19 protein-coding genes are annotated in these 19,149 nt (G+C 65.0%); 5 read left to right on the forward strand and 14 right to left on the reverse strand.

The annotated features are described in order from the left end of the window. Window positions 1-356: 356 nt before the first annotated feature. Window positions 357-749, reverse strand: coding sequence for a hypothetical protein (locus F0U60_RS04025; RefSeq protein ID WP_395814121.1), 393 nt, complete (start codon window positions 747-749; stop codon window positions 357-359). A gap of 183 nt (window positions 750-932) precedes the next feature. Between F0U60_RS04025 and F0U60_RS04030 the strand changes: the two genes are divergently transcribed. From F0U60_RS04030 to F0U60_RS04040, 3 genes are all read left to right on the forward strand, one after another. Continuing rightward, window positions 933-1,634, forward strand: a complete 702-nt coding sequence (locus F0U60_RS04030) for a glutathione S-transferase N-terminal domain-containing protein (protein ID WP_395814123.1) — start codon at window positions 933-935, stop codon at window positions 1,632-1,634. A gap of 182 nt (window positions 1,635-1,816) precedes the next feature. Continuing rightward, window positions 1,817-3,430, forward strand: a complete 1,614-nt coding sequence (locus F0U60_RS04035) for a glycine--tRNA ligase (protein WP_395814125.1) — start codon at window positions 1,817-1,819, stop codon at window positions 3,428-3,430. An 85-nt stretch (window positions 3,431-3,515) separates the two neighbouring features. Next, entirely contained in the window at window positions 3,516-4,079 is a 564-nt protein-coding gene (locus F0U60_RS04040) for a Uma2 family endonuclease (protein ID WP_395814127.1), read from the forward strand. A gap of 64 nt (window positions 4,080-4,143) precedes the next feature. Here the strand turns inward: F0U60_RS04040 and F0U60_RS04045 are convergent, their stop codons facing one another. After that, the gene (locus F0U60_RS04045; RefSeq protein ID WP_395814129.1) at window positions 4,144-4,653 is read right to left on the reverse strand and encodes a Spy/CpxP family protein refolding chaperone; all 510 of its coding nucleotides are present in this window, start codon (window positions 4,651-4,653) and stop codon (window positions 4,144-4,146) included. Between the two features lie 282 nt (window positions 4,654-4,935). Here F0U60_RS04045 and F0U60_RS04050 point away from each other — a divergent pair, with 282 nt between their 5' ends. Then, window positions 4,936-5,346 (forward strand): cupin domain-containing protein, encoded by a 411-nt coding sequence (locus F0U60_RS04050; RefSeq protein ID WP_395814131.1) that lies wholly within the window; start codon window positions 4,936-4,938, stop codon window positions 5,344-5,346. A 30-nt stretch (window positions 5,347-5,376) separates the two neighbouring features. On the opposite strand, the gene F0U60_RS04055 is transcribed toward F0U60_RS04050, so the two are convergent. From F0U60_RS04055 to F0U60_RS04105, 11 genes are all read right to left on the reverse strand, one after another. Beyond that, window positions 5,377-6,168 carry a thioesterase II family protein gene (locus tag F0U60_RS04055; protein WP_395814133.1) on the reverse strand — a complete coding sequence of 264 codons (792 nt, stop codon included), beginning with the start codon at window positions 6,166-6,168 and terminating at the stop codon, window positions 5,377-5,379. A 41-nt stretch (window positions 6,169-6,209) separates the two neighbouring features. Beyond that, complete coding sequence (locus F0U60_RS04060) at window positions 6,210-7,196, reverse strand: isocitrate/isopropylmalate family dehydrogenase (protein ID WP_395814135.1); 987 nt, start codon at window positions 7,194-7,196, stop codon at window positions 6,210-6,212. A 33-nt stretch (window positions 7,197-7,229) separates the two neighbouring features. After that, window positions 7,230-7,679 (reverse strand): VOC family protein, encoded by a 450-nt coding sequence (locus tag F0U60_RS04065; RefSeq protein ID WP_395814137.1) that lies wholly within the window; start codon window positions 7,677-7,679, stop codon window positions 7,230-7,232. A gap of 11 nt (window positions 7,680-7,690) precedes the next feature. Continuing rightward, window positions 7,691-8,356: an alanyl-tRNA editing protein gene (locus F0U60_RS04070; RefSeq protein WP_395814139.1), complete on the reverse strand. Its 666-nt coding sequence runs from the start codon at window positions 8,354-8,356 to the stop codon at window positions 7,691-7,693. 14 nt (window positions 8,357-8,370) lie between these two features. Beyond that, entirely contained in the window at window positions 8,371-9,315 is a 945-nt protein-coding gene (locus F0U60_RS04075) for a chlorinating enzyme (protein ID WP_395814141.1), read from the reverse strand. A 23-nt stretch (window positions 9,316-9,338) separates the two neighbouring features. After that, window positions 9,339-11,150, reverse strand: a complete 1,812-nt coding sequence (locus F0U60_RS04080) for a non-ribosomal peptide synthetase (protein ID WP_395814143.1) — start codon at window positions 11,148-11,150, stop codon at window positions 9,339-9,341. A gap of 23 nt (window positions 11,151-11,173) precedes the next feature. Beyond that, window positions 11,174-12,010, reverse strand: coding sequence for an alpha/beta fold hydrolase (locus F0U60_RS04085; RefSeq protein WP_395814145.1), 837 nt, complete (start codon window positions 12,008-12,010; stop codon window positions 11,174-11,176). A gap of 50 nt (window positions 12,011-12,060) precedes the next feature. Continuing rightward, window positions 12,061-12,333, reverse strand: a complete 273-nt coding sequence (locus F0U60_RS04090) for an acyl carrier protein (RefSeq protein ID WP_395814147.1) — start codon at window positions 12,331-12,333, stop codon at window positions 12,061-12,063. A 13-nt stretch (window positions 12,334-12,346) separates the two neighbouring features. Then, on the reverse strand, window positions 12,347-13,153 hold the full coding sequence (locus F0U60_RS04095; protein ID WP_395814149.1) for a hypothetical protein: 807 nt from the start codon (window positions 13,151-13,153) through the stop codon (window positions 12,347-12,349). 77 nt (window positions 13,154-13,230) lie between these two features. Next, the gene (locus tag F0U60_RS04100; RefSeq protein ID WP_395814151.1) at window positions 13,231-14,145 is read right to left on the reverse strand and encodes a class I SAM-dependent methyltransferase; all 915 of its coding nucleotides are present in this window, start codon (window positions 14,143-14,145) and stop codon (window positions 13,231-13,233) included. Between the two features lie 256 nt (window positions 14,146-14,401). Next, entirely contained in the window at window positions 14,402-15,619 is a 1,218-nt protein-coding gene (locus F0U60_RS04105; protein ID WP_395814153.1) for a benzoate/H(+) symporter BenE family transporter, read from the reverse strand. 378 nt (window positions 15,620-15,997) lie between these two features. On the opposite strand from F0U60_RS04105, the gene F0U60_RS04110 reads away from it, so the two are divergent. Next, a complete protein-coding gene (locus tag F0U60_RS04110; RefSeq protein WP_395814155.1) occupies window positions 15,998-18,142 on the forward strand; it encodes an ATP-binding protein in 2,145 nt (714 codons plus the stop codon). A gap of 51 nt (window positions 18,143-18,193) precedes the next feature. Here the strand turns inward: F0U60_RS04110 and F0U60_RS04115 are convergent, their stop codons facing one another. Beyond that, complete coding sequence (locus F0U60_RS04115; RefSeq protein WP_395814157.1) at window positions 18,194-18,808, reverse strand: HD family hydrolase; 615 nt, start codon at window positions 18,806-18,808, stop codon at window positions 18,194-18,196. Window positions 18,809-19,149 lie beyond the last annotated feature (341 nt).

Consider the following 19,149-nt stretch of genomic DNA (forward strand, 5'->3'; position numbering starts at 1 on the left):
GGCGAGCTTCCCTGGTTCCTCCAGTCGCTCCTCTCGGGCTGGGGCATGGGGGGCGCGCGTGGGCCACGAGACGCTCGGGCCGGTGTACGTGCGGGGGTTGCTGGAGCCCCATGCTACAGGCGGCAGAGGCGCGCCTGTCCCGCCACATCGCGGACGGGGAGCTGCGGCATTGTGACGTGCGCCACGCCGCGCTGGAGCTGGTGTGCCCGGTGGTGTTCGGTCTGCTGCACCAGGAGCAGCTCTCGGGGGCGAGCTGCCGGTCTATGGATGTGGAACGCTGTGCGGCCAGTCGCTCGAAGGCGGAGCCTCCATGGTGGATCCCGGCGGGGTTTGGGTCGGGATGCCCGGGCCTCGGGTTACTGGCGCGTGAGCGTGATGGCGGTGCGGTCCAGGTCGCACTCCGCGGTGTTGCTGCTGACCGCCTCGAGGTAGCCGGTGAGCTTGTCGCCGGACACCTCCCCGGTGATCTCGAGGATCGTGGTGGAGCTGGCGGAGCCCGAGGCGCTCGACGAGACGGTCGCGCTCGACTCGTTGACGAGCGTGCCTACCGCGGTGCCGTTGTTGAAGCAGGTCGACTTGTTGGAGCTGACGGTCCCCGAGTAGACGGCCGTCCCGTTCTGCTCGACGGACTCATTCAACACCACGGTCACCGACCAGCCGGCGGCATCTCCCTTCCACGTGCCTTCGAGGCCCGAGCCCCCACCGCATCCAATGACAGCCAGGGCCAGACACGGAATCCACTTGTACATGTTTCATCTCCAGTTGATGCGGCTGCGCGACTGCGCGCCGCGGGTCCTAACACCAGGGCTGGTGCCTCAGGTGTCTCCCGAAGGGATATCTGATGGAACCCGGCATCGTGGAGGAAAATCACCCGCACGAGCAGCTGCGTGAGAGGCTGGGGGAAGAAGCCCCCCACAGGAAGGAACGCGAACATGAACCGTACCGTGGATGTGTCGACGTCCTTTGTCGCCAGCGTGGCCCGGCTCGGGTTGGGCATGCGCGTGAGCGCGCTCGGCAGGCGCCCCGAGAAGCCGCTGGAGCTCTACGAGTTCGAGAACTGCCCCTTCTGCCGCAAGGTTCGCGAGGCCCTCAGTCTGCTCGACCTGGAGGCCTTCATCTACCCGTGCCCCAAGGGCGGCACCCGTTTCCGCCCGCGCGCTGTGGAGCTGGGGGGCAAGCAGCAGTTCCCCTATCTCGTGGACCCGAATACCGGCCAGCGGATGTACGAGTCCAACGCCATCGTCCGCTACCTCTTCGAGACGTATGGCGATGGCAAGGTGCCCATCGCGTTGGCACTCGGGCCGCTCACCACTGTCGGCTCCATGCTCGCGTCGTGGTCTCGTGGGTTTGGCGGCGCGCTGGCCCGGCCGAGCCGTGCCCCGGAAAAGCCGCTGGAGCTGTGGAGCTACGAGTCGTCCCCCTACTGCCGCCTCGTCCGCGAGGCGCTCTGCCGGCTGGAGCTGCCCTACCTGCTGCATAACGTGGCCAAGGGCAGCCCGCGCCGCTCGGACTTCGTCGCCCGCTCGGGCCGGATGATGGTGCCCTTCCTCTCTGATCCCAACACAGGCACGGCGATGTTCGAGTCCGCCGACATCATCGCCTACCTGGAGAAGACCTACGGCACACCACGCTGACCCCCTGCCACGAATGCAGTAGATTCCCGGCGGTCACGAGCTCATGTTCTCCGACCCTCAAGCGCTGGCTCAGGGACTCGTCACCGCCGGCCGGGACTGAGCCTCGGAAGCGCGCCCTCGCGTTCTAATCGGTGTAGGCTGCCACCCCTTGCCAATCTGGCATGTGAAGGAGCGATACACCGATGGCCGCGCAGACGATGGAGCAGTTGGTTTCCCTGTGTAAACGCCGGGGATTCATCTTTCCTGGCTCGGCGGTCTACGGCGGTCTTCAGGGCACCTACGACTACGGTCCGCTCGGCGTCGAGCTGAAGAACAACCTCAAGCTCGCGTGGTGGCGCGCCAACGTCTGGGAGCGCGAGGACATGGAGGGGATCGACGCGGCGATCCTCATGAACAAGCTGACCTGGCGCTACTCCGGCCACGAAGAGACCTTCGTGGACCCGATGGTCGACTGCAAGAACTGCAAGATGCGCTGGCGCGCGGATCAGATCTCCGGCAAGTGCCCCAACTGCGCGTCGACGGAGCTCACCGAGCCGCGTCCGTTCAACCTGATGTTCAAGACGCAGATTGGGCCGGTGCCGGACCCGGAGTCGTTCTCGTACCTGCGGCCCGAGACCGCGCAGGGCATCTTCGTCAACTTCAAGCACGTCCTCGACTCCACGTCGCGCAAGCTCCCCTTCGGCATCGCGCAGATCGGCAAGGCGTTCCGCAACGAAATCACCCCGCGCAACTTCATCTTCCGGGTCCGCGAGTTCGAGCAGATGGAGATCGAGTTCTTCGTCCGCCCGGGCGAGGACGAGGGGTGGCACAAGAAGTGGGTGGAGGATCGGATCAACTGGTGGCTGTCCGTGGGCCTGTCCCGGGAGAACCTCCAGCCGTACCACCAGAAGCCCGAGGAACTCGCTCACTACGCCAAGGCGACGGTGGACCTGCTCTACCGCTTCCCGCACGGTCTGGAGGAGCTCGAGGGCATCGCCAACCGCACCGACTACGACCTGGGCTCGCACAGCAAGGACCAGGGCTCGCTCGGGTTGAAGGCGCGCGTCAGCCCCAACTCGCACAGCACCGACAAGCTCTCGTACTTCGACCCCGAGACGAAGCAGCACGTGGTGCCCTTCGTGATTGAGCCGTCGGCCGGCGTGGACCGCGGGGTGCTCGCGCTCTTGAGCGAGGCCTACGCGGAGGAGCAGGTGAAGCCCGCTCCGGCGGAGCGCCTGAAGCCCGTGGAAGAGGCGCTCGGCACGTTCCTCAAGTCGGTGGGCCGCAACGAGAAGATTCCGGCCCAGGCGAAGGAGGCCCTCATCGCCGAGGGAGAGCGGATTGCTCAGGCGCTGGGCGAGCGGCTGCCGTCCATCGCGGGGCTCCTGTCGATGCCCGGCGCGGAGAGCATCGAGGTGGCGAAGAAGCTGCGCGGCCAGGTGGACCCGGTGGTCGACGAGTTCTACCGGACAGTGCTGCACTTCAAGCCGCACCTGGCGCCCATCAAGGTGGCGGTGCTTCCGCTCAAGAAGAACCACCCGGAGATCGTCAGCACCGCGAAGAGCATCCGGAGGAAGCTCCAGTCCACCGGCGCGATGCGCATCGTCTACGACGACACCGGAGCGATCGGAAAGCTCTACCGGCGCCAGGACGAGATCGGCACGCCGTTCTGCATCACGGTCGACTTCGACACGCTCGGTGAGGGCAAGGACGCGGCGCTCAAGGACACCGTCACCGTGCGCCACCGCGACAGCATGGCGCAGGAGCGCGTCGCCATCTCCGAGCTCGAGACCTACCTGCGAGAGAAGATGCAGTAGGGCTCGCGTCCTGGGACGTCGGACCCGAGCGTCATGCTCTCTCCTCATGGAAACGGAGACGGGCGTCGGGGAACATGGGGAAGAAATGGGACGGAGACCAGCCACCTACGCGGACCTGGAGGCGCTCCCCGAGCAGGTGGTGGGGGAGCTCATCGATAAGGAGTTGCACGTCAGCCCCCGGCCCGCGGCCCCTCATACGGTGGCGGCGTCCCGGTTGGGCGGCGAGCTGACGGGCCCGTTCGACCGAGGACGGGGTGGTCCCGGAGGGTGGCTCCTGCTCGACGAGCCGGAGTTGCACCTGGGCGAGGATGTGTTGGTGCCAGATCTGGCCGGTTGGCGCCGCGAGCGGATGCCGCGCCCTCCGCGCACCGCGGCCTTCACGCTCGCGCCGGACTGGGCGTGCGAGGTGCTATCCCCCTCGACCGTGGCGCTGGACCGGGCCATCAAGTTGCCGGTGTACGCGCGCGAGGGCGTGCGGCACGTCTGGCTGATGGATCCGGAGGCCCTCACGTTGGAGGTGTTCCGGCTGGATGGGGCGAGCTACAGACTGCTCGTCACGCATTCCGGCCCGGCCCACGTGCGCGCTGAGCCCTTCGAGGCGCTCGAGCTGGAGTTGGCCTTTCTCTGGGGCGAGGAGCAGGTGCGCTGAGCCTCTACCTCCGCCTCCCGGGTCGTAAAGGTTGGACCGTCCGGGAGGCGGAGTAGGGCGGGTGTCAGTGCTCGTGCGGCCGATGACCACCCATGCGCTGGTGCATCTCCCGCCGGTGTTGCTCATGCGCCTGCCGCTCCTCGGCGATGAGCTCGCGCGCTGCTGTCTTCTGGGCATCGCTCAGCAGCGCCTCGGCCTGCTGGTACGCCGCCGTGTCCGCGTCGTGGAGCTGCTTCATGAGGCCGTGCGCCTGCTCCCTTCGGGCGCGCATCTCCTCGGTGGGCGCCTGCCCATGCGTGTGAGGCCGTTCGCCTCGGGGCGGGCGCAGCGACTCCAGGGACTGCTTCAGCGGGGCGCTCTGCTCGGTGAGGGTGGCCGCGATGCGTTCCAACTCGGAGAGCTGCGCGCTCGTGAGCGCCAGGTCCTGGCTGTGCTCGAGCAGCAGGGCCACCGACGATTTGTGAGCGAAGCGGGAAGGGGGCCCGTGGGGCTCGTTCGCGGACGGTGCCGTCTGGGTCTGGGCCGTGGCGAGCAGTGGAAGCAGAAGGCACAGCGCAAGAAAGGGACGTTTCATGGTGCGACGCTCCTCGTTCATCGGGTGACTGACTACGCGCCTGGGGAATCCAGGCTGGCGACGAGGAAGATGCGTTGCGCACGTGCCGCGAAGATTTCTCGACCGTTACGGAGTGTGTCGCCGTGGCCGGGCGAGCTTGTTCGCCTCTGGAGCGGACGCTGGGACATGCGTCCACACGTCAGGCGTTGACGGCCGGCGAATCCCTAACTTCCTCTTGAATGGCGACCGCCAGGAGCTTCGGGCGCATGTCGCGTCTCGCTCACGGTCGCGGAGGCGAATGCCATGAGCAAGCTAGTCACGAAGAAGTTCTCCCAACCTGATGAGCGACGGCCCTTCCTCGCGCATGGCCATGTCGACGTCCTCCATCTCGACGGCCGCACCCTGGGGTTGGCCGTCTTCGAGCCCGGATGGAAGTGGTCGAAGGACGTCCAGCCCATCGCGGGGACGAAGAGCTGCCAGGTTGCCCACTTCTGCTACTACGTCTCCGGAAGCCTTGAGATCGCCATGGACGACGGCACCCGGAAGACGGTTCACGCGGGGGACGTGGCCTACATTCCGCCTGGGCATGATGCGTGGGTGGTGGGCGACGAGCCGTGCGTGCTGGTGGACTTCGAGGGCATGTCCGACTACGCGCAGCGCGAAGCCTCCACGGGACAGGCGGAGACGCCGCTGACCTCGCCGCCCGTGCATTGAGCGACCAGACGGCTGCATAAGGGGGCTGCCTCAGGACCCATTGCTAGGAGCGGATGACAGGCGCGGTCGAGCCTCCGCTAGCTCGTTCGCTACGAGCTTGAGGAACTCCCCGGCGTGGCTCTGCAGGAAGAAGTGCCCGCCAGGAAGCTTGAAGGACTTGACTGCTCCTCGCGTGTGCTCTCGCCACTCCTCCAGCCCGTCTTCTTGAACCAGGGGATCCTCCACACCGTTGATGAGGGTGATGGGAAAGTCGAACACCGGGGCCCTGCCATAGAACAGGTTCTCGTTCAGCCGGAAGTCGGCCCGAATCTTCGGCAGATACAGCGACAGGATGCTTTCATTCCGGGAGAGCTCCGCCGGAATCCCCCCCATCTTGATGACGTGGTCCAGCAACTCCTTGTCAGGTCGCTCTCCCCACCCTCCGGGATAGGGCTTGTGCGGCGGCATGCGTCCTGAGGCGATGAACAGCTCTGGAAGGGGTTCGTTCATCGAGCGAAGCGCCATCGCCGTCTGGTACGCGAGCCCCGCCCCCATGCTGTGGCCGTAGAAGACAATCTTTCGCTCACGCAGGGCCTTCAGCTCTCGGACGATGCACGCCACCGCTTGCTCGGAGCTTGTGACGTACTCCTCGGTGCTCCGGCTCTCTCGGCCAGGGAGCCGCACGGCCCAGAGCTCGATGTCGTCCGCCAGTGCCTTGCCCCACTCCCAGAAGCTCCCGGCACCCGCTCCTCCGAATGGGAAGCAGATCAATGTCAACCGGGGCTGCTCGCAGGGCTTGATGCGCACGAGCCAGGGCCCTGGTAACGCTCGGGATTCCTTCATGTCGGCAGGCCTCCGCTCCTCTCCATGGGGTTCAGTGCTCTCTAGACGGCCAGCGAGTGGAAGGGGTCCGTCGTGAGTTGGGCCTGGATGGTTTCGAAGAGACGCGGCGTGCCCACGGGCAGGCTGCCACGCACGCCACGCCTGCGCACCCACTCCGCGAGCCCGCGGGCCGCGGCGGCTTCGATGACGGTCGCCTCTCGTTCGAGCCCGAGCGAGTGGCGCAGCAGCATGGCTGCCGCGAGAATGCCTCCCGTGGGGTTGGCATGCTCCTCCCATCGAGCCTCGGGTACATGCCCATGGAGCGGCTGATAGAGTCCTTGCCTGCCTTCCCCTAGGAGCGCATGGGGCAGCAGACCCATGGAGCCCGCGAGGAGCGCCCCCTGGTCCAGCAGCGTGTCCGCAATTCGCGGCGGAGCCACGATGACATCCCAGTGCGCGGGCGCGCTCATGAGCTGAAGCAGGACGTCACGGGTGGGCTTGCGCTCCAGCAAGATGCCGGGGAACTCCGTCGCTGTCTCCGTGATGAGGGCATTCCACTCGGACGCGAGCGCGGGGAACGTGTCGACCGCCGTGACATGGGCCCATCTGTGCCGGGCGAGCCGAAAGGCGAGCTGGCACGTGGCACGTACCTCCGCGTGCTCTGCCGTTGGCGCTCCCGCGGAGACGATGAGGGCATCACTCCCGCCGAATTGCTCCGGACGGAGCGGCATGGCGGTCATGGCATGCGGGAACAACCGGAAGGAGCGCACCGAGGCGAACAGCGACAGCTCCCGCCCCAGCCGCTTCAGTGCAAGTGTCTCCTCGTCCGCCCCCACGGGGCTGGTCGCGGGGACTCCGCTCAGCACGGCGTTGGCCCGGTTGCAGGCACTCACCAGCCCCGACCACTCGGCTTCGGATGACCCCATGGGGCGCCTGTCGAGCTGGAGCTCATGACCAAACTGTTCGGAGACCCAGTCGAAGAGGGTGCACGCTTGTTCGGTGAAGGATTCCGTATGTCTACCGTGAACGACCACGATCTGCGCTTTCATGCACCCTCCGAGGCTGATGGATTCGACCTGCGACTATTCCGGACTCTTTTCCCGCTCGGGTCCGGTGAGCTCGAACAGCCCCAGATGGGGGTGATACATGTGGCTGGCCCAATAGGTCTTGTGCTCCTCTGTGACGGGATAGGGGATCCTCATCGGCCGAGTGACGACCACCGCCCCTGACTTCTTGAGCTTGTCCTGGGCCTGGTGAAAATCATTGGTCCTGAAGCAGACGTGGTAGGCCGCTGTCTCCTTGTCCTCCAGCACCTTGCTGACGACATTGGGGCCTTCTCTCGGCTCGACGAGCTCCGCCACATGGTTGGCGCTCGACACCAGCTTGGTGACGTAGACGTTGAACTTGTCGAGCTCCTGTTTGTAGATCTTCACGGTGAAGCCGAGTGCTTCGAAGACCTTCACGCTGGCGTCCGTATCGCGAGTCGCGTACGCGACGTGATCGTACCCAATGAAGAGCGATTGATCCGACATGGTTCGACACCTCACGAGGGTTGATGGTGGGTCGGATCGTGCTTCAGGTGGATTTCGATCCGTTCCTTGCTCTTGCCGAGGTTCTTGCGCTTGAGTTCGACGGCTCCGACCTCGCCCGTCTTCTTCAGGTGGGTGCCGCCGCAGGGAACGCGCGAAAAGCCCTCGATTTCCCAATACCGACGTCCCGCGGCCTCATCCGAGAACGCACTGATGATGGGCCGGTCGGAGCTGACGATCTCCTGCACCTGGCTCGTGAGCTCAGGCAGGAGGCTCGTGATGTTGCGCTCGTACTCGAAGTCGATTCGTGCCTTGTCCTGGGCGATGTGGGCCCCGATTTTGTTGACGGAGCCCAGCTTCTGGTAGACCAGCTCCAGCACCAGCTCAGCGGCGAAGTGCAGCCGCATGAGCCGGTACCGGCGCTCCCAGTCGATCCGGATCGCCACCGGATCGCCTGGTTTCAAGCCATGACCCGCTTCAAGGGTATAGAGGATGTCCAGTCCGCTCTTGCGGGCTTCACGGACTGGATGGCCCCCAATCGTTCCGTGATCACTCTCCTGTCCTCCGGAGAGTGCGTAGAAGATCGTCTCCTCGAGCGTGATGTTGTCCCCATTCACGTCGCGGACGCGCGTCTCCAACTCGGTCCGGTAGGGCTCAAACCAAAATACCTTGCGGGTCATGTCTTGGCTCGCGACTACTGGAGGCTGACGCCCGTGGCCTTGAAGGGCTCGCCTCGCAGATTCGTGTTGCGCACCCGGTTCGTCGGCTGGCGGTTCTTGCCCGAGACGACGACCGTCCCATACCGCTCGAGGGAGATCTCACTCCCGAACTCCTTCACGACGTCGGTGTCCGGGTAGACCTTGACCCGACCGGGCACATAGCGGGCGACGTAGCCGAGCCGCGGGATGTCCGTGGTGCTGTTCGGCTTCGACGCATGCAGCAGGGTCGAGCGGAACACGATGAACTCGCCTGGCTTCATCACCATGTTGACGGCGCGCGACTCGTCCGGCTTCCAGTGGGGGTCCTTCTGGAGCGCGCGGTAGTCATAACCGTTGAAGCCCCGCCGGGTGCCTTCCTTGAGGACGTTTGCGTTCTTCTCCGGATCCCACTCCATGCCCTTGGACTCGTCGTAGTACATCTGCTTGTGGGTCCCAGGGACGAACATCAGGCACCCGGTCCGCTCGGTGGCCTCGGTGAACGCCGTCCAGACGTTGATGGTGCCGCCAGCGCCGCCGCCTTCCTCCTCGGGCCAGACGAGCTGCGGTTGGCCCGAGGCGTGCTCGAAGGTGTCCGCCTGATGCCAGTCGGTGCCCTCGGCGCCCGGAGGCTTGGGGATGAACTCACTCCGCCAGCACAGGACATCCTCGCCGAGGATGTCCACCAGACGGTCGACGATCTCCGCGCGGCAGACGTGCTCGCTGAGCAGCGAGACATCCAGGTGCCTGTCGTAATTGGCGATGGTGCTCTCGAGGGCCGTCTGGTACGGCGCGTAGTCTCTGTTCAACAGCGAGGCCCGGACCTTCTTGTGGATGGCCTTCATCTCCTCGGGGGAATACAGCGTGAAGGGCCCGATGAAGCCATTCCTGTCGAAGTCCTGTTGCTCTTTCTCACTCAACTTGAACTGCCGGGTCGTCGTCATGGACCTTCTCCTCTGGATTGCTCTCACGCTTCGTGCACGGATGCTCGATATCTCTCGTAGATGTCTGCCCACTCGCGCGGCGTCTGGGCCATGGCCAGCGAGGTGGGCTCGACGGAGCACCGCAGCCGCTGGTTCAACTCACTCTGCACAACCATGAGGGTGAGCGACGAGGCCCCATGATCATAGACGGAGGTGTCCTCCCGAAGAGCTGGCGCTCCCAGTTGCCGCCGCCACACGTCGAGCACCACCTGGCCGAAGTGGGTCTCCGGAAGGCCCGTGTCGACCGGCTCTGGCTCGGCGGTCTCCACCCTCTTCCGCAGCCGCTCCTTGTCGATCTTCCCGTTGTGCGTCAGGGGAAAGTGGTCCATCAGGTGGATGCGCGCTGGGACCATGTAGTGGGGCAGCCGGGTCGACAGGTCGCGCTTGAGCTCGCGCGCATCGAGGGTCGAGGCAGGATCCGCTCGCTTCACGTACGCGACGAGCTGCTTCTCGCCACTCGAGGCCGCTACCTCGGCCAACACCACTGAGTCCGCGACGTCAGGCCGGAGGTTGAGCGCATGTTCCACCTCGCCCGGCTCAACCCGGTAGCCGCGGATCTTCACCTGGCCGTCCGCTCGCCCGATGAAGTGGATGTTGCCATCCGCGTCCTCGCGGACCAGGTCTCCCGTCCTGTAGAGCAAGGGACCCTGCTCCGGAAAAGGAGACGTGACGAAGTGGCTCCGCGTCAGCTCCTCGCGGTTCAGGTAGCACGTGCCCATGCCGAGGCCATTGGTATAGAGCTGCCCGACCTCGCCGACCTGCACGGGGCGTAGTTCCTTGTCGAGGATGAAGACGTTGGTTCCACTGATGGGCTTCCCAATGGGAACCGTGTCCTCGAGCTTCGTCTCACGGGTGATGACGAAGCAGCACGTGAAGGTCGTGTTCTCGGTGGGTCCGTAGCCGTTGACGAGCTTCAGGTGAGGGTGGAGGGCAAGTACCTTCTTCACCGCCTTGGCCTGCATGACATCGCCACCGGTGACGACCTGCCTCAGCGGGGCGAGGCTGTCTGGCTTGTGCTCCGCGACGAGGTGGAACACCGAGGTGGTGAGCAGCAGCGTCGTGACGCCGTAGTGCCGGATGAGCCCACCCAATGCGTCCAGGTCGAGCTTGGGGCGGTGGATGACGAGGGTGCCGCCATTGAGCAGCGCGGCCCAGATTTCGAAGGTCGCGGCGTCAAAGGCGCAGGTGGAGTGGTGCAGGATGACGTCGGTGGAGTCGAGGTCGATGTAGTTCGCGTGCCGCACCAACCTGGAGATTCCACTCTGGGGGATTGCCACGCCCTTCGGCTCCCCGCTCGTCCCCGAGGTGTACATGACATAGGCGGAGAATGAGGGCGCGATGTCGACTCCCAGGTTCGAGGAGTCGTAGGCCGTGGTGAGGCTGGCCTCGTCGACAAGGACAGGGCGCTGCAGCGTGCTCAGAACGCTGGGCGGGAGCGTGCTCGCCGCCAGGGTCCAAGGCACCGCCGAGTCTCGCAGGATGAAGCGGATGCGCTCCTGAGGGTATTGATGATCGATCGGCACGTAGGTGGCGCCGGCCTTGAGGATCGCCAGGACCCCCACGACGGAGTCGAAGGAGCGCTCAAGGCAGATGCCCACGAAGGAGCGTGGCGCCACCCCCAGTGACACCAGATGGCGTGCCAGCCGGTTGGCTCGCTCGTTCAGCTCGCGGTAGCTGAGCGTGGCCTCGCCATCGACGAGCGCGGTGGCCTCGGGCGCTTGCCGTACCTGCTCCTCGAACAAGGAGACGATGTCCCTGTTCCACTTTGCGAAGGATTGCTGATCCCCTGCTCTCATCTCGAACTCCCCCCGCTTCTGCGCTAGGTGCCGGTTCCTAGGAACTCCATCACCCGCTCGATGGTCTCCTTCTTGGCGCGGCAGAACGCGTAATGATCCCCAACTTTGTCGAAGTAGATGGCTTTGGCGGAAATATCCGATGCGATCAGCGTAGAGCTCGCTGGGTGTGTCTGGTCGTCCAGCCCACCTGATGCAACAAGGGTTGGCAGCTTGATCTCTCGGGCGACTCGTCTCGAATCGCTGCGAATGAACTGATCCAGGCTGACGCCGAACCGGAAGAACGACTCGGCATGGTCATACGGCCGATAGATTTCGTCAGCGAACTCGAGCTCGCGCTTCCGGAAGGAGGGGTTTCCCTCAAAGAAGCGGCTGAAGATGTACGACGATTGAGCGCGGCTGGCCGCGAGCTGCGGTGCGAGGGCCAGAATGTCCCTTTCGTACTGCGTGACTTCACACCCCTCTGGCTTCAGGAAATAGGCCCCATTGATGAGCACCAGCTTGTCGAGCCGGCCCTCATCCATGGCGGCGATACGCAAGGCCATGGCCGCACCCGAGCAATACCCCAGCAGGGAGGTGCGCTGGATGCCGAGGTGGTCCAGGAGGATATTCAGGTCTCTGACATGCGCTTCGGTTGAGAGCGCTTGCTTGTCGGCCAGCGGGGCCTGGGGTGTCAGGAGTAGCCGGGCCTCCCAGGTGATGATGTTGAAGTGACGGGAGAGGCTCGCGACCACTCGCTGAATGAAGGACGGCTTCGTCGCGAGCGGTAACGCGATGACGAGGTTGTCCCGGCCAGGAGCGGCCGGGGTGTGGTAGGCGCGTATCCGAACGCCGTCGAAACTCTCGATGTCGAGCTCGTTCATCCAGTGTTCCTTGTTCGGATACGCCCCTGAGACGCCAGGAGCCGCGGGGACTACTGTTTCCTGGCTCCTGCGGACTGCGAGACTCCCTTGACGATGATGTCAGTCAGCCGGTTGATGGAGGACTGTTCGAAGAAGGTCTCCACATCGATCTCGATGTGGTAGGCCGACTGGACCTCCATGACCATCCGGATGGCGGCGAGGGAGCTGCCCCCCACGTCGAAGAAATCATCCGAAGGGTTCACATCCCGCTGCAGGAGCTGTGACCACAGGCGCGTCAGGTAGGCGGAAACGGCCTGGGGTTCGACCGAGGTTTGCGCTTCCATGATGGGCCCCCCACTAGCTCCCAGTCGCAGCCATCCGGCGATTGCCAGACTCGAGCAGCGCGGCATCCAAGAGGTCCCACATGGCGCTCACGGTCCGGAGGAAGTCGTCCGCGCCCTCCTGGACCAGGGCCTTGTTGGAGGGAGTCAGGACCGACGCGAGCGCGCCAATGCCGTGCTGCTCGTGCATCGCTTCCGCGCCCGCCTCACCCCAGTGCTCCTGCAGGTAGTGCATCTCCGGCTCGTCCAGCGTGGCGCTGTACAAGCCGCTGTCGACCAGGCAGTGCTTCTCGCCAGGGATGAGGTGCCGGTTGGAGATCATCTCCAGCGCGAGGGTCGTTCCCAGGTTCCTGTAGATCGACTTCTCGTCCGTGTCCCGGCGGCGCTCGAATACGGCGATGGCATTTCGAGTCTGCGGCATGAGGCCCGTCTTCGAGTCGTAGCCGGGGAGCGAGCCGAGGATCTTGTCCGAGCACTCCTTCAGCTTGCTCTCGACCGCGTGCTGATCAAAGACGTTCGGGCAGACGGTGCGATTGGCCGAGCGATTGAGGATATGACCGGCCATGGCCGCGAGCTCCGGGCCGTGATCCGCCTCGCTCGCCACAATCTCCAGGAGCATGTCGCTCTCCTTGACGAGATTGAGCGCCCTCAAGCCGTCGGGTAGGTTCAGCCCGGGGCGGGTGGAGTCGCAAAAGTTACGGATCTGGTGGAACAGCGCGCCGATCACTTCCGTGGAAGGCTCGTTGTCCGCCCAGTGCTTGAAAACGGGATGGGTGTAACAACGATGGGCCTTGACGCTGGCAACAATCTCATCGACGAGCATGGAATATCCTCCCCTTTGATTTCGGCTGACGGTTGGAGCACGCGGAACTGCGTTCAATCAGAATGATGGGATCAATTTCAGGCGCGAGCGGTGAAGATGCGTCCGCCAGAGATTCCCAACGGCGCGACGTCGACACGGGTGTAGCCCGCTGCGGAGAGCCGCTCCTTCCACTCACTCTCGGGCTGTAGCCGGCGTCCCATGAAGTGGCTGTGAAGGAAGGTGAACGCGGCGGAGAACGCATGCTCATCGGGATTGGGTCCGTAGGGCACGGCATCCACGACCAGCAGGGCGCCGTTCGGCGCCGTCCGGCGGAAGGTCTTAAGCAGCGCGTTCAGCGTCGCCTCTTCGTCTGGCATCAGGTCATGGAAGACGAAGCCGCCGTGGATGATCTCCGCGCCCTCAAGCGGAGCCGGGTTGTCGATCAGGCTCTGAATCGGCGCCTCGATGACCGACACGCGGTTCTCCATCCCCGCGGCCTGGACGATGGACCGAGCCTTCACGCAGGCGCTGTGGCTGAGATCGATGCCGACCCCCTGGGCCTCGGGCAGCTTGCGCAAACAGCGAAGGAGCAACCCGCAGGTGCCCGAGCCGAGATCGACGATCTTCTTCGGTCGGGACGCGGTAATTGCCGCCTCCGCCTGGGGATAGAAGTCCTGTTCCCCCATCCACCGCGACGTCCGCGCGACGTGCTCGCCATCGCGAACATAGGTCTCCGCCGCGGAGGGCAGATTCTTGACGAAGTGGTGGGCGTTCGCGATCAGCGGGGCGCAGGAGCCCAGGCCCCAGAGGACATATCCCACGTCATTGATAGACTGCTGCAGGTCCGGCGGGGCGACGTAATGGGTGATCTCGTTGGAGACCTTTGGACCTGGCACGGCCAGGCCGGCGTGTGCGAGCGCAGCGTAATAGGCGGAGATCCAGGACGCCTGGATGCCCGTGCTCTTCGCTACGTCTGCGATGGAGATCTCCTTGTTCGTCAGAAAGGAGTCCACGATGCCCAGCTTGGCTCCAATCTCCAGGAGGATAGCTCTTCCGGTTATGGTCTGAGCAGAACTCTTCTGCGCGCCTGAATGCGTGAGATTGTTCATGGTGTGTGTTCATAAACGTATCTATTTTTTGTGTCAACCAACTCCAGGAAAAGCCGGCTATTTGGAAAATTCGTGGATAAGAGAAATTACGGGGGTGTGACAGGATTGAGGGGTCCACGTCACACGTGCTCAGCCGCGCGTTCTGACCCGGGCACCAGGGTTAGGGAGATTTTCCAGCCGGAGGCGGACGGGCTTCGCGGCGCCAGTTCAGCGCGAAGGACGTCAAGGCCCCGCCGACGAGCGCCCAGAAGGCAGCCCCAATCCCGAAGAGGGAGACGCCAGAGAGCGCCACGAGGAAGGTGACAATGGCTGGCTCGCGGTGATGCTCAGAGAGCAGGGCGGTGTTCAGGCTGTTGGCGATGGTTGCGAAGAGCGCCATTCCGGCCACGGCGAGGACCAACTCTCTGGGCAAGGCGGCGAACAGCGCTCCGATGGTGGCTCCGAACAACCCAGCGAGCAGGTAGAAGAGACCCGCGAAGATGCCAGCGACGTAGCGCTTCGATGGATCCTCATGGGCCTCTCTGCCCATGCAGATGGCTGCGGTGATGGCCGCGAGGCTGAGGGAGAAGCAGCCGAAAGGCGCGAGCAGGAGGGTGGTGAGCCCTGTTGTGGTGATCAGCGGAGAGATGGGCGTCTGATAGCCCGAGGCGCGAATGACAGCCACGCCGGGCACATTCTGGGAGGCCATGGTGACCACGAAGAACGGAACGCCGATGCCGAGCAGCGTGGACCAGGAGAACGCGGGGGCCGTGAAGCTGGGGGTGGCCAGCGCGAATTGGAACGCGTCGAAATGCATCAGGTTCAGAGCCCAGGCGACGGCGCTGCCCAGCGCGAGCACGACGATGACGGCGTAGCGCGGCCACAGTCGCTTGCCGAGCACGTAGGTCGCGAGCATCGCGAAGACGAGGGCGAATTGGGACTTCATCGCGACGAAGACGTCGATTCCGAAGCGCGCGAGGATGCCCGCGAGCATGGCGGCAGCCAGCGGCAGGGAGATGTGGTTCAAGGCCTTCTCGAACAGGCCCGTGACTCCGCAGAGGGTGACGAGCGCGGCGGAGAACAGGAAGACCCCAATGGCCTCTGCCATGGGGACCCCCGCCAGGCTGGTGGCGAGGAGGGCTGCACCCGGCGTTGACCAGGCCGTGATGACGGGAACTCGGTACCGAAGCGATAACCCAATGCAGGTCGCCCCCATCCCCAGACCCAGGGCGCCCATCCAGGAGCTGACCTGCTCCTGCGTGGCGCCAGCCGCCGCCGCGGCTTGGAAGACGATGGCTCCGGTACTCGAGAAGCCGACCAGGACGGTGACGAATCCCGCCGTGATGTTGGACCACGAGAGCGCTCTTGCTTGTGAGGAATGGGTTGTCAATGCTTCCATGACGCTGACTCCAGCAGGATGACGGGGGGTTGGTGCGCCGATGGGCGTTCGCGGCCCGTGAGTATCCGAGCCTTACGCCGCGCAAGACAAACACTCTCGACGCGGTGGCAAAGAATTCGCAACGCAGGACTTGAGCGAGACTGGATTTTACCTGGACGGGTGAACCGAGTTGGACGAACACCCTTCTGGCAGGCTCACGAACGGGCCCATCCCCCCTCCCGTCTTGGCAGACCGCTCCTCCGCCCTCATCCATCACTTGGAGACTGGAGGACACTCATCGACCTGTTTCGCATCCACAACCGCTCTTCCTCGGGCCGCGAGAAAGCAACCGCGCGCTGGTCGCTCTCGCTCGCCCTGCTGCTGACTGTGGCGGTAGGGGTGCTGCTCACGATTGGACTGCTCGATTTTGATAGGAGGGCTCGCCACGGCCTGGAGCAAGAGGCCCTTGCCCAACACCATGCCCGCACCCAGGAGCTGGCTTCGGAGCTGGACGCGACACTCCGTGGCGCCGAGCAACTCGGGGACACGCTGGCTGTGCTCGCGGGCTCCCACCAGGAGCAGCGCGAGCTCGAGGACTTGCTGCGCCGCATGCTGGTCTCCGCGCCAGAGAGCTCCGTGTATGGGCTCGGGGTGTGGTTCGAGCCCGGTCAGCTCGTGCCAGGGGTGCGCTATCTGGGGCCATACGTCCACCGGGACGTGGCGAGGCGTGGAGGTCCTCCAATCCTCACTTATGAGTGGTCCACGCCTGCCTACGACTACTTCCAGCAGTCCTGGTACCGGCAGGCGCGCGAGAAAGAAGGCCGCATCGTCATTTCCGAGCCCTACGTTGAAGTGGACCAGGCGTACGAGACGCTCTCGAGGGCCTTCTTCGACGACCAGGGCCGGCTGCGCGGGGTTGTCAGTGTGGACCTCCACCTCCCTCAGCAGCGGGACATGGTCCGCCATGCCAACGGCTCTCCCTCGGAGACCTTCTATGTTGCCAGCCCCGCTGGCGCGCTCCTCACCCACCCGCAGGAGGAGCAGTTGCTCGCCTGGGCACGTGCGCGGGGCAGACCCGTGCGGTGTTTGTGCGAACTCTCCCTCGCAGATCTGCGGACGTGGGAACAGGAGCAGGGACTGGACCGAGGGCGGTACCTCACGGAGGTAAGCGTCCCCCAGGCGGGCTGGAGGGTCTTCGCTTCAACGGACGAACGTGTGCTCTTCAAGGGCGTGAGCCGACAGCGGAGGCTGGTGGTAGCCCTGTGCGTGATGCTTTGGATGGGGCTGGGGGCGAGCGGCATGGCGATGGCTCGCTCGGAAAGGAACCGCTCCCTGCTGCGCACGCTCGCCGAGCGCCAGCGTCAGGAGGAAGAGCGGCAGAGGCTGCTTGCCCAGGTACGACAGCGCTCGGCGGAGCTCCAAGCCATCCTCGAAGGCATGGTCGACGCCGTCGTCGTGACCGATGCCGAGGGAGTCATTACCCTTGCCAACCGAGCCGCGCTGACGCTCTTCGGGCAGGCTGCGCACGATGGGACTCGGCTGGACACCGTGTATCCGCACCACCACCCCCGGGGGCTGGATGGGCAGGACATTCCCTACGACGCCCTGCCCATGGTCCGGTCCCTGAGGGGCGAGCAGGTGAGCGACACGGAGCTGATCATCACCGCGCCCCAAGAACCTCAGCAGCTCGTCCTCCGGCTGAACTCGGCACCCATCCGCGACGAATCGGGCCGAGTCGTCGCCGCCGTGTCGGTGGCGCGCGACATCACCCAGGCCATTGAGCTGGAGCGCCTCCAGGGCGACTTCGTGAGGATGGCCGCGCACGAGCTGAAGACTCCCCTGACGGTGATGAAGTCTTTCGCGCAGATCGCCCGGCGTACGGAAAGCGCCTCCTCCGCCCTGGGCCGGTTGCTCGAGGGCCTCTGCCGCGGCGTGGATCGCATGGATCGGCTGGTACGGACGCTGCTCGATGCCTCGCAACTTCAGAGCGGTCAGTTGCGTTTTGAGAAGGAGTGGGTGGAGTTGGGGTCGCTGGTGGAGGTCGCCACCGCGCGAACCGCCGCCAATCACCCGCACAATCCCATCCACCTCCAGCCGCACCCGGAGGCGTGGGTCTTCGGAGATCGCGCGCGGCTGCAGCAGGTGCTCTCCGAGCTGCTCGACAATGCCGCGCGCTACTCACCCGGGGGCCAGGAGGTGGAGGTGGCCCTCTCCCTGGACGGTGACGAGGTGGAGCTCTCCATTCATGACAAGGGCATCGGCATTCCGACGGAACAACGGGACCGGGTATTCGAGCGCTTCTACCGCGCCCACGCAGGCACGCCCCACGATCGCGGAGGACTGGGCCTGGGGTTGTTTCTGGCTCGGGGCATCGTCCTGCAACATGGGGGGCGGGTGGAGTTGGAGAGCCGAGAGGGGGAGGGAACCAGCGTACGTCTACGTCTGCCACGTTTGCTCGAGCGACAACCCGCGCTGGGGCGGACCTCGGGCGAGACTCCCGCGCGTCCTCCCGTTGAAGGTGAATATGGAGGACTCTCTCGATGATGGGCCGGGCTCCACCTCGTACCGCGTACCCGCTGGCGACGGCTCAGCTCCTCAGGCACCGAACCAGCCCTTCTGGCGAGCCTCTTCGAGCCGGACTTCCAGATAGTTCCACAGGGCTGGACAGCCCGCCTTGATCGGCGGAGCAATACGGCGAACCACGCGCTCATGGCTGACACCATTCTCGCGCCAGCTTTGACCCTCGTTGGCCAGGTTCAGCAATACCGGCATGGCCCGGTCCACGGCATGGGCGAAACGGGCCTCCGCTGTCTCTCCCTGCTCGAACTCGCGCCACAGCGCCAGGAATGGCGCGCCTTGCTGTTCCGGCAGCATCCCGAAAATCCGCTTCACCGCCGCCAGTTCGGCCGCCTTGCGCTCCTCCCAGCCTCCCTCGGCATACACCAGGGTGTCTCCGGTATCGATCTCGCCAATGTCGTGCACCAACAGCATGCCGACCACCCGGTTGATATCAACGGCGGTCCCGGCATGGTGCGCCAGCGAGGTGGCCATCAGCGCGATCTGCCAGCTGTGCTCCGCGGAGTTCTCGTAGCGCTCGAGGCCCAGCGGACGGGTCTTGCGTGTCACCCCCTTGAGCTTGTCCAGCTCCAGAATGAACTCGACGATCTGTTGCATGCCGCCGCCGTGAGAATCGACCCGATTTTCATCCACCGTCGTGCCTCCAAGAGTCATCTGAGCGGCCCACTCTACTATCGCGGCAGTCGTCGCGAGGCGACGAGGAGGCGACGAGCACCGGGAAGAGCGCCCATGGCACAGCGCCAGAGGAGCCGTGGCCGGCGCTCTCGCACGGGGATGTCACGGAGACGTAGCGCCGGGCCCGTGGTCAGGCGCCCGCCATCCCCGCCGGACAGCCTCCACCCGCGAAGCGCCGGGGAGCACCCGTTTGGACCCGGCTGAGCGGTTCGAGGGGGGTTGTCGGCCTGGAGAGGAGGCGGGCAGCCCCCCGTGGTGCGTCCGCACTCCTTCATCCCGCCGGAGCCGTCACATTTCCG

Source organism: Archangium minus (genome assembly GCF_044360475.1).
GTDB lineage: Bacteria > Myxococcota > Myxococcia > Myxococcales > Myxococcaceae > Archangium > Archangium minus.

What these genes read in the sequence shown, in the direction of transcription:
- F0U60_RS04080 (WP_395814143.1), bottom strand. Translation starts at nt 11,150, where the DNA reads ATGAGAGCAGGGGATCAGCAATCCTTCGCAAAGTGGAACAGGGACATC.
- F0U60_RS04070 (WP_395814139.1), bottom strand. Translation starts at nt 8,356, where the DNA reads ATGACCCGCAAGGTATTTTGGTTTGAGCCCTACCGGACCGAGTTGGAG.
- F0U60_RS04045 (WP_395814129.1), bottom strand. Translation starts at nt 4,653, where the DNA reads ATGAAACGTCCCTTTCTTGCGCTGTGCCTTCTGCTTCCACTGCTCGCC.
- F0U60_RS04035 (WP_395814125.1), top strand. Translation starts at nt 1,817, where the DNA reads ATGGCCGCGCAGACGATGGAGCAGTTGGTTTCCCTGTGTAAACGCCGG.
- F0U60_RS04105 (WP_395814153.1), bottom strand. Translation starts at nt 15,619, where the DNA reads ATGGAAGCATTGACAACCCATTCCTCACAAGCAAGAGCGCTCTCGTGG.
- F0U60_RS04055 (WP_395814133.1), bottom strand. Translation starts at nt 6,168, where the DNA reads ATGAAGGAATCCCGAGCGTTACCAGGGCCCTGGCTCGTGCGCATCAAG.
- F0U60_RS04060 (WP_395814135.1), bottom strand. Translation starts at nt 7,196, where the DNA reads ATGAAAGCGCAGATCGTGGTCGTTCACGGTAGACATACGGAATCCTTC.
- F0U60_RS04025 (WP_395814121.1), bottom strand. Translation starts at nt 749, where the DNA reads ATGTACAAGTGGATTCCGTGTCTGGCCCTGGCTGTCATTGGATGCGGT.
- F0U60_RS04065 (WP_395814137.1), bottom strand. Translation starts at nt 7,679, where the DNA reads ATGTCGGATCAATCGCTCTTCATTGGGTACGATCACGTCGCGTACGCG.
- F0U60_RS04095 (WP_395814149.1), bottom strand. Translation starts at nt 13,153, where the DNA reads ATGCTCGTCGATGAGATTGTTGCCAGCGTCAAGGCCCATCGTTGTTAC.
- F0U60_RS04090 (WP_395814147.1), bottom strand. Translation starts at nt 12,333, where the DNA reads ATGGAAGCGCAAACCTCGGTCGAACCCCAGGCCGTTTCCGCCTACCTG.
- F0U60_RS04075 (WP_395814141.1), bottom strand. Translation starts at nt 9,315, where the DNA reads ATGACGACGACCCGGCAGTTCAAGTTGAGTGAGAAAGAGCAACAGGAC.
- F0U60_RS04085 (WP_395814145.1), bottom strand. Translation starts at nt 12,010, where the DNA reads ATGAACGAGCTCGACATCGAGAGTTTCGACGGCGTTCGGATACGCGCC.
- F0U60_RS04030 (WP_395814123.1), top strand. Translation starts at nt 933, where the DNA reads ATGAACCGTACCGTGGATGTGTCGACGTCCTTTGTCGCCAGCGTGGCC.
- F0U60_RS04040 (WP_395814127.1), top strand. Translation starts at nt 3,516, where the DNA reads ATGGGACGGAGACCAGCCACCTACGCGGACCTGGAGGCGCTCCCCGAG.
- F0U60_RS04050 (WP_395814131.1), top strand. Translation starts at nt 4,936, where the DNA reads ATGAGCAAGCTAGTCACGAAGAAGTTCTCCCAACCTGATGAGCGACGG.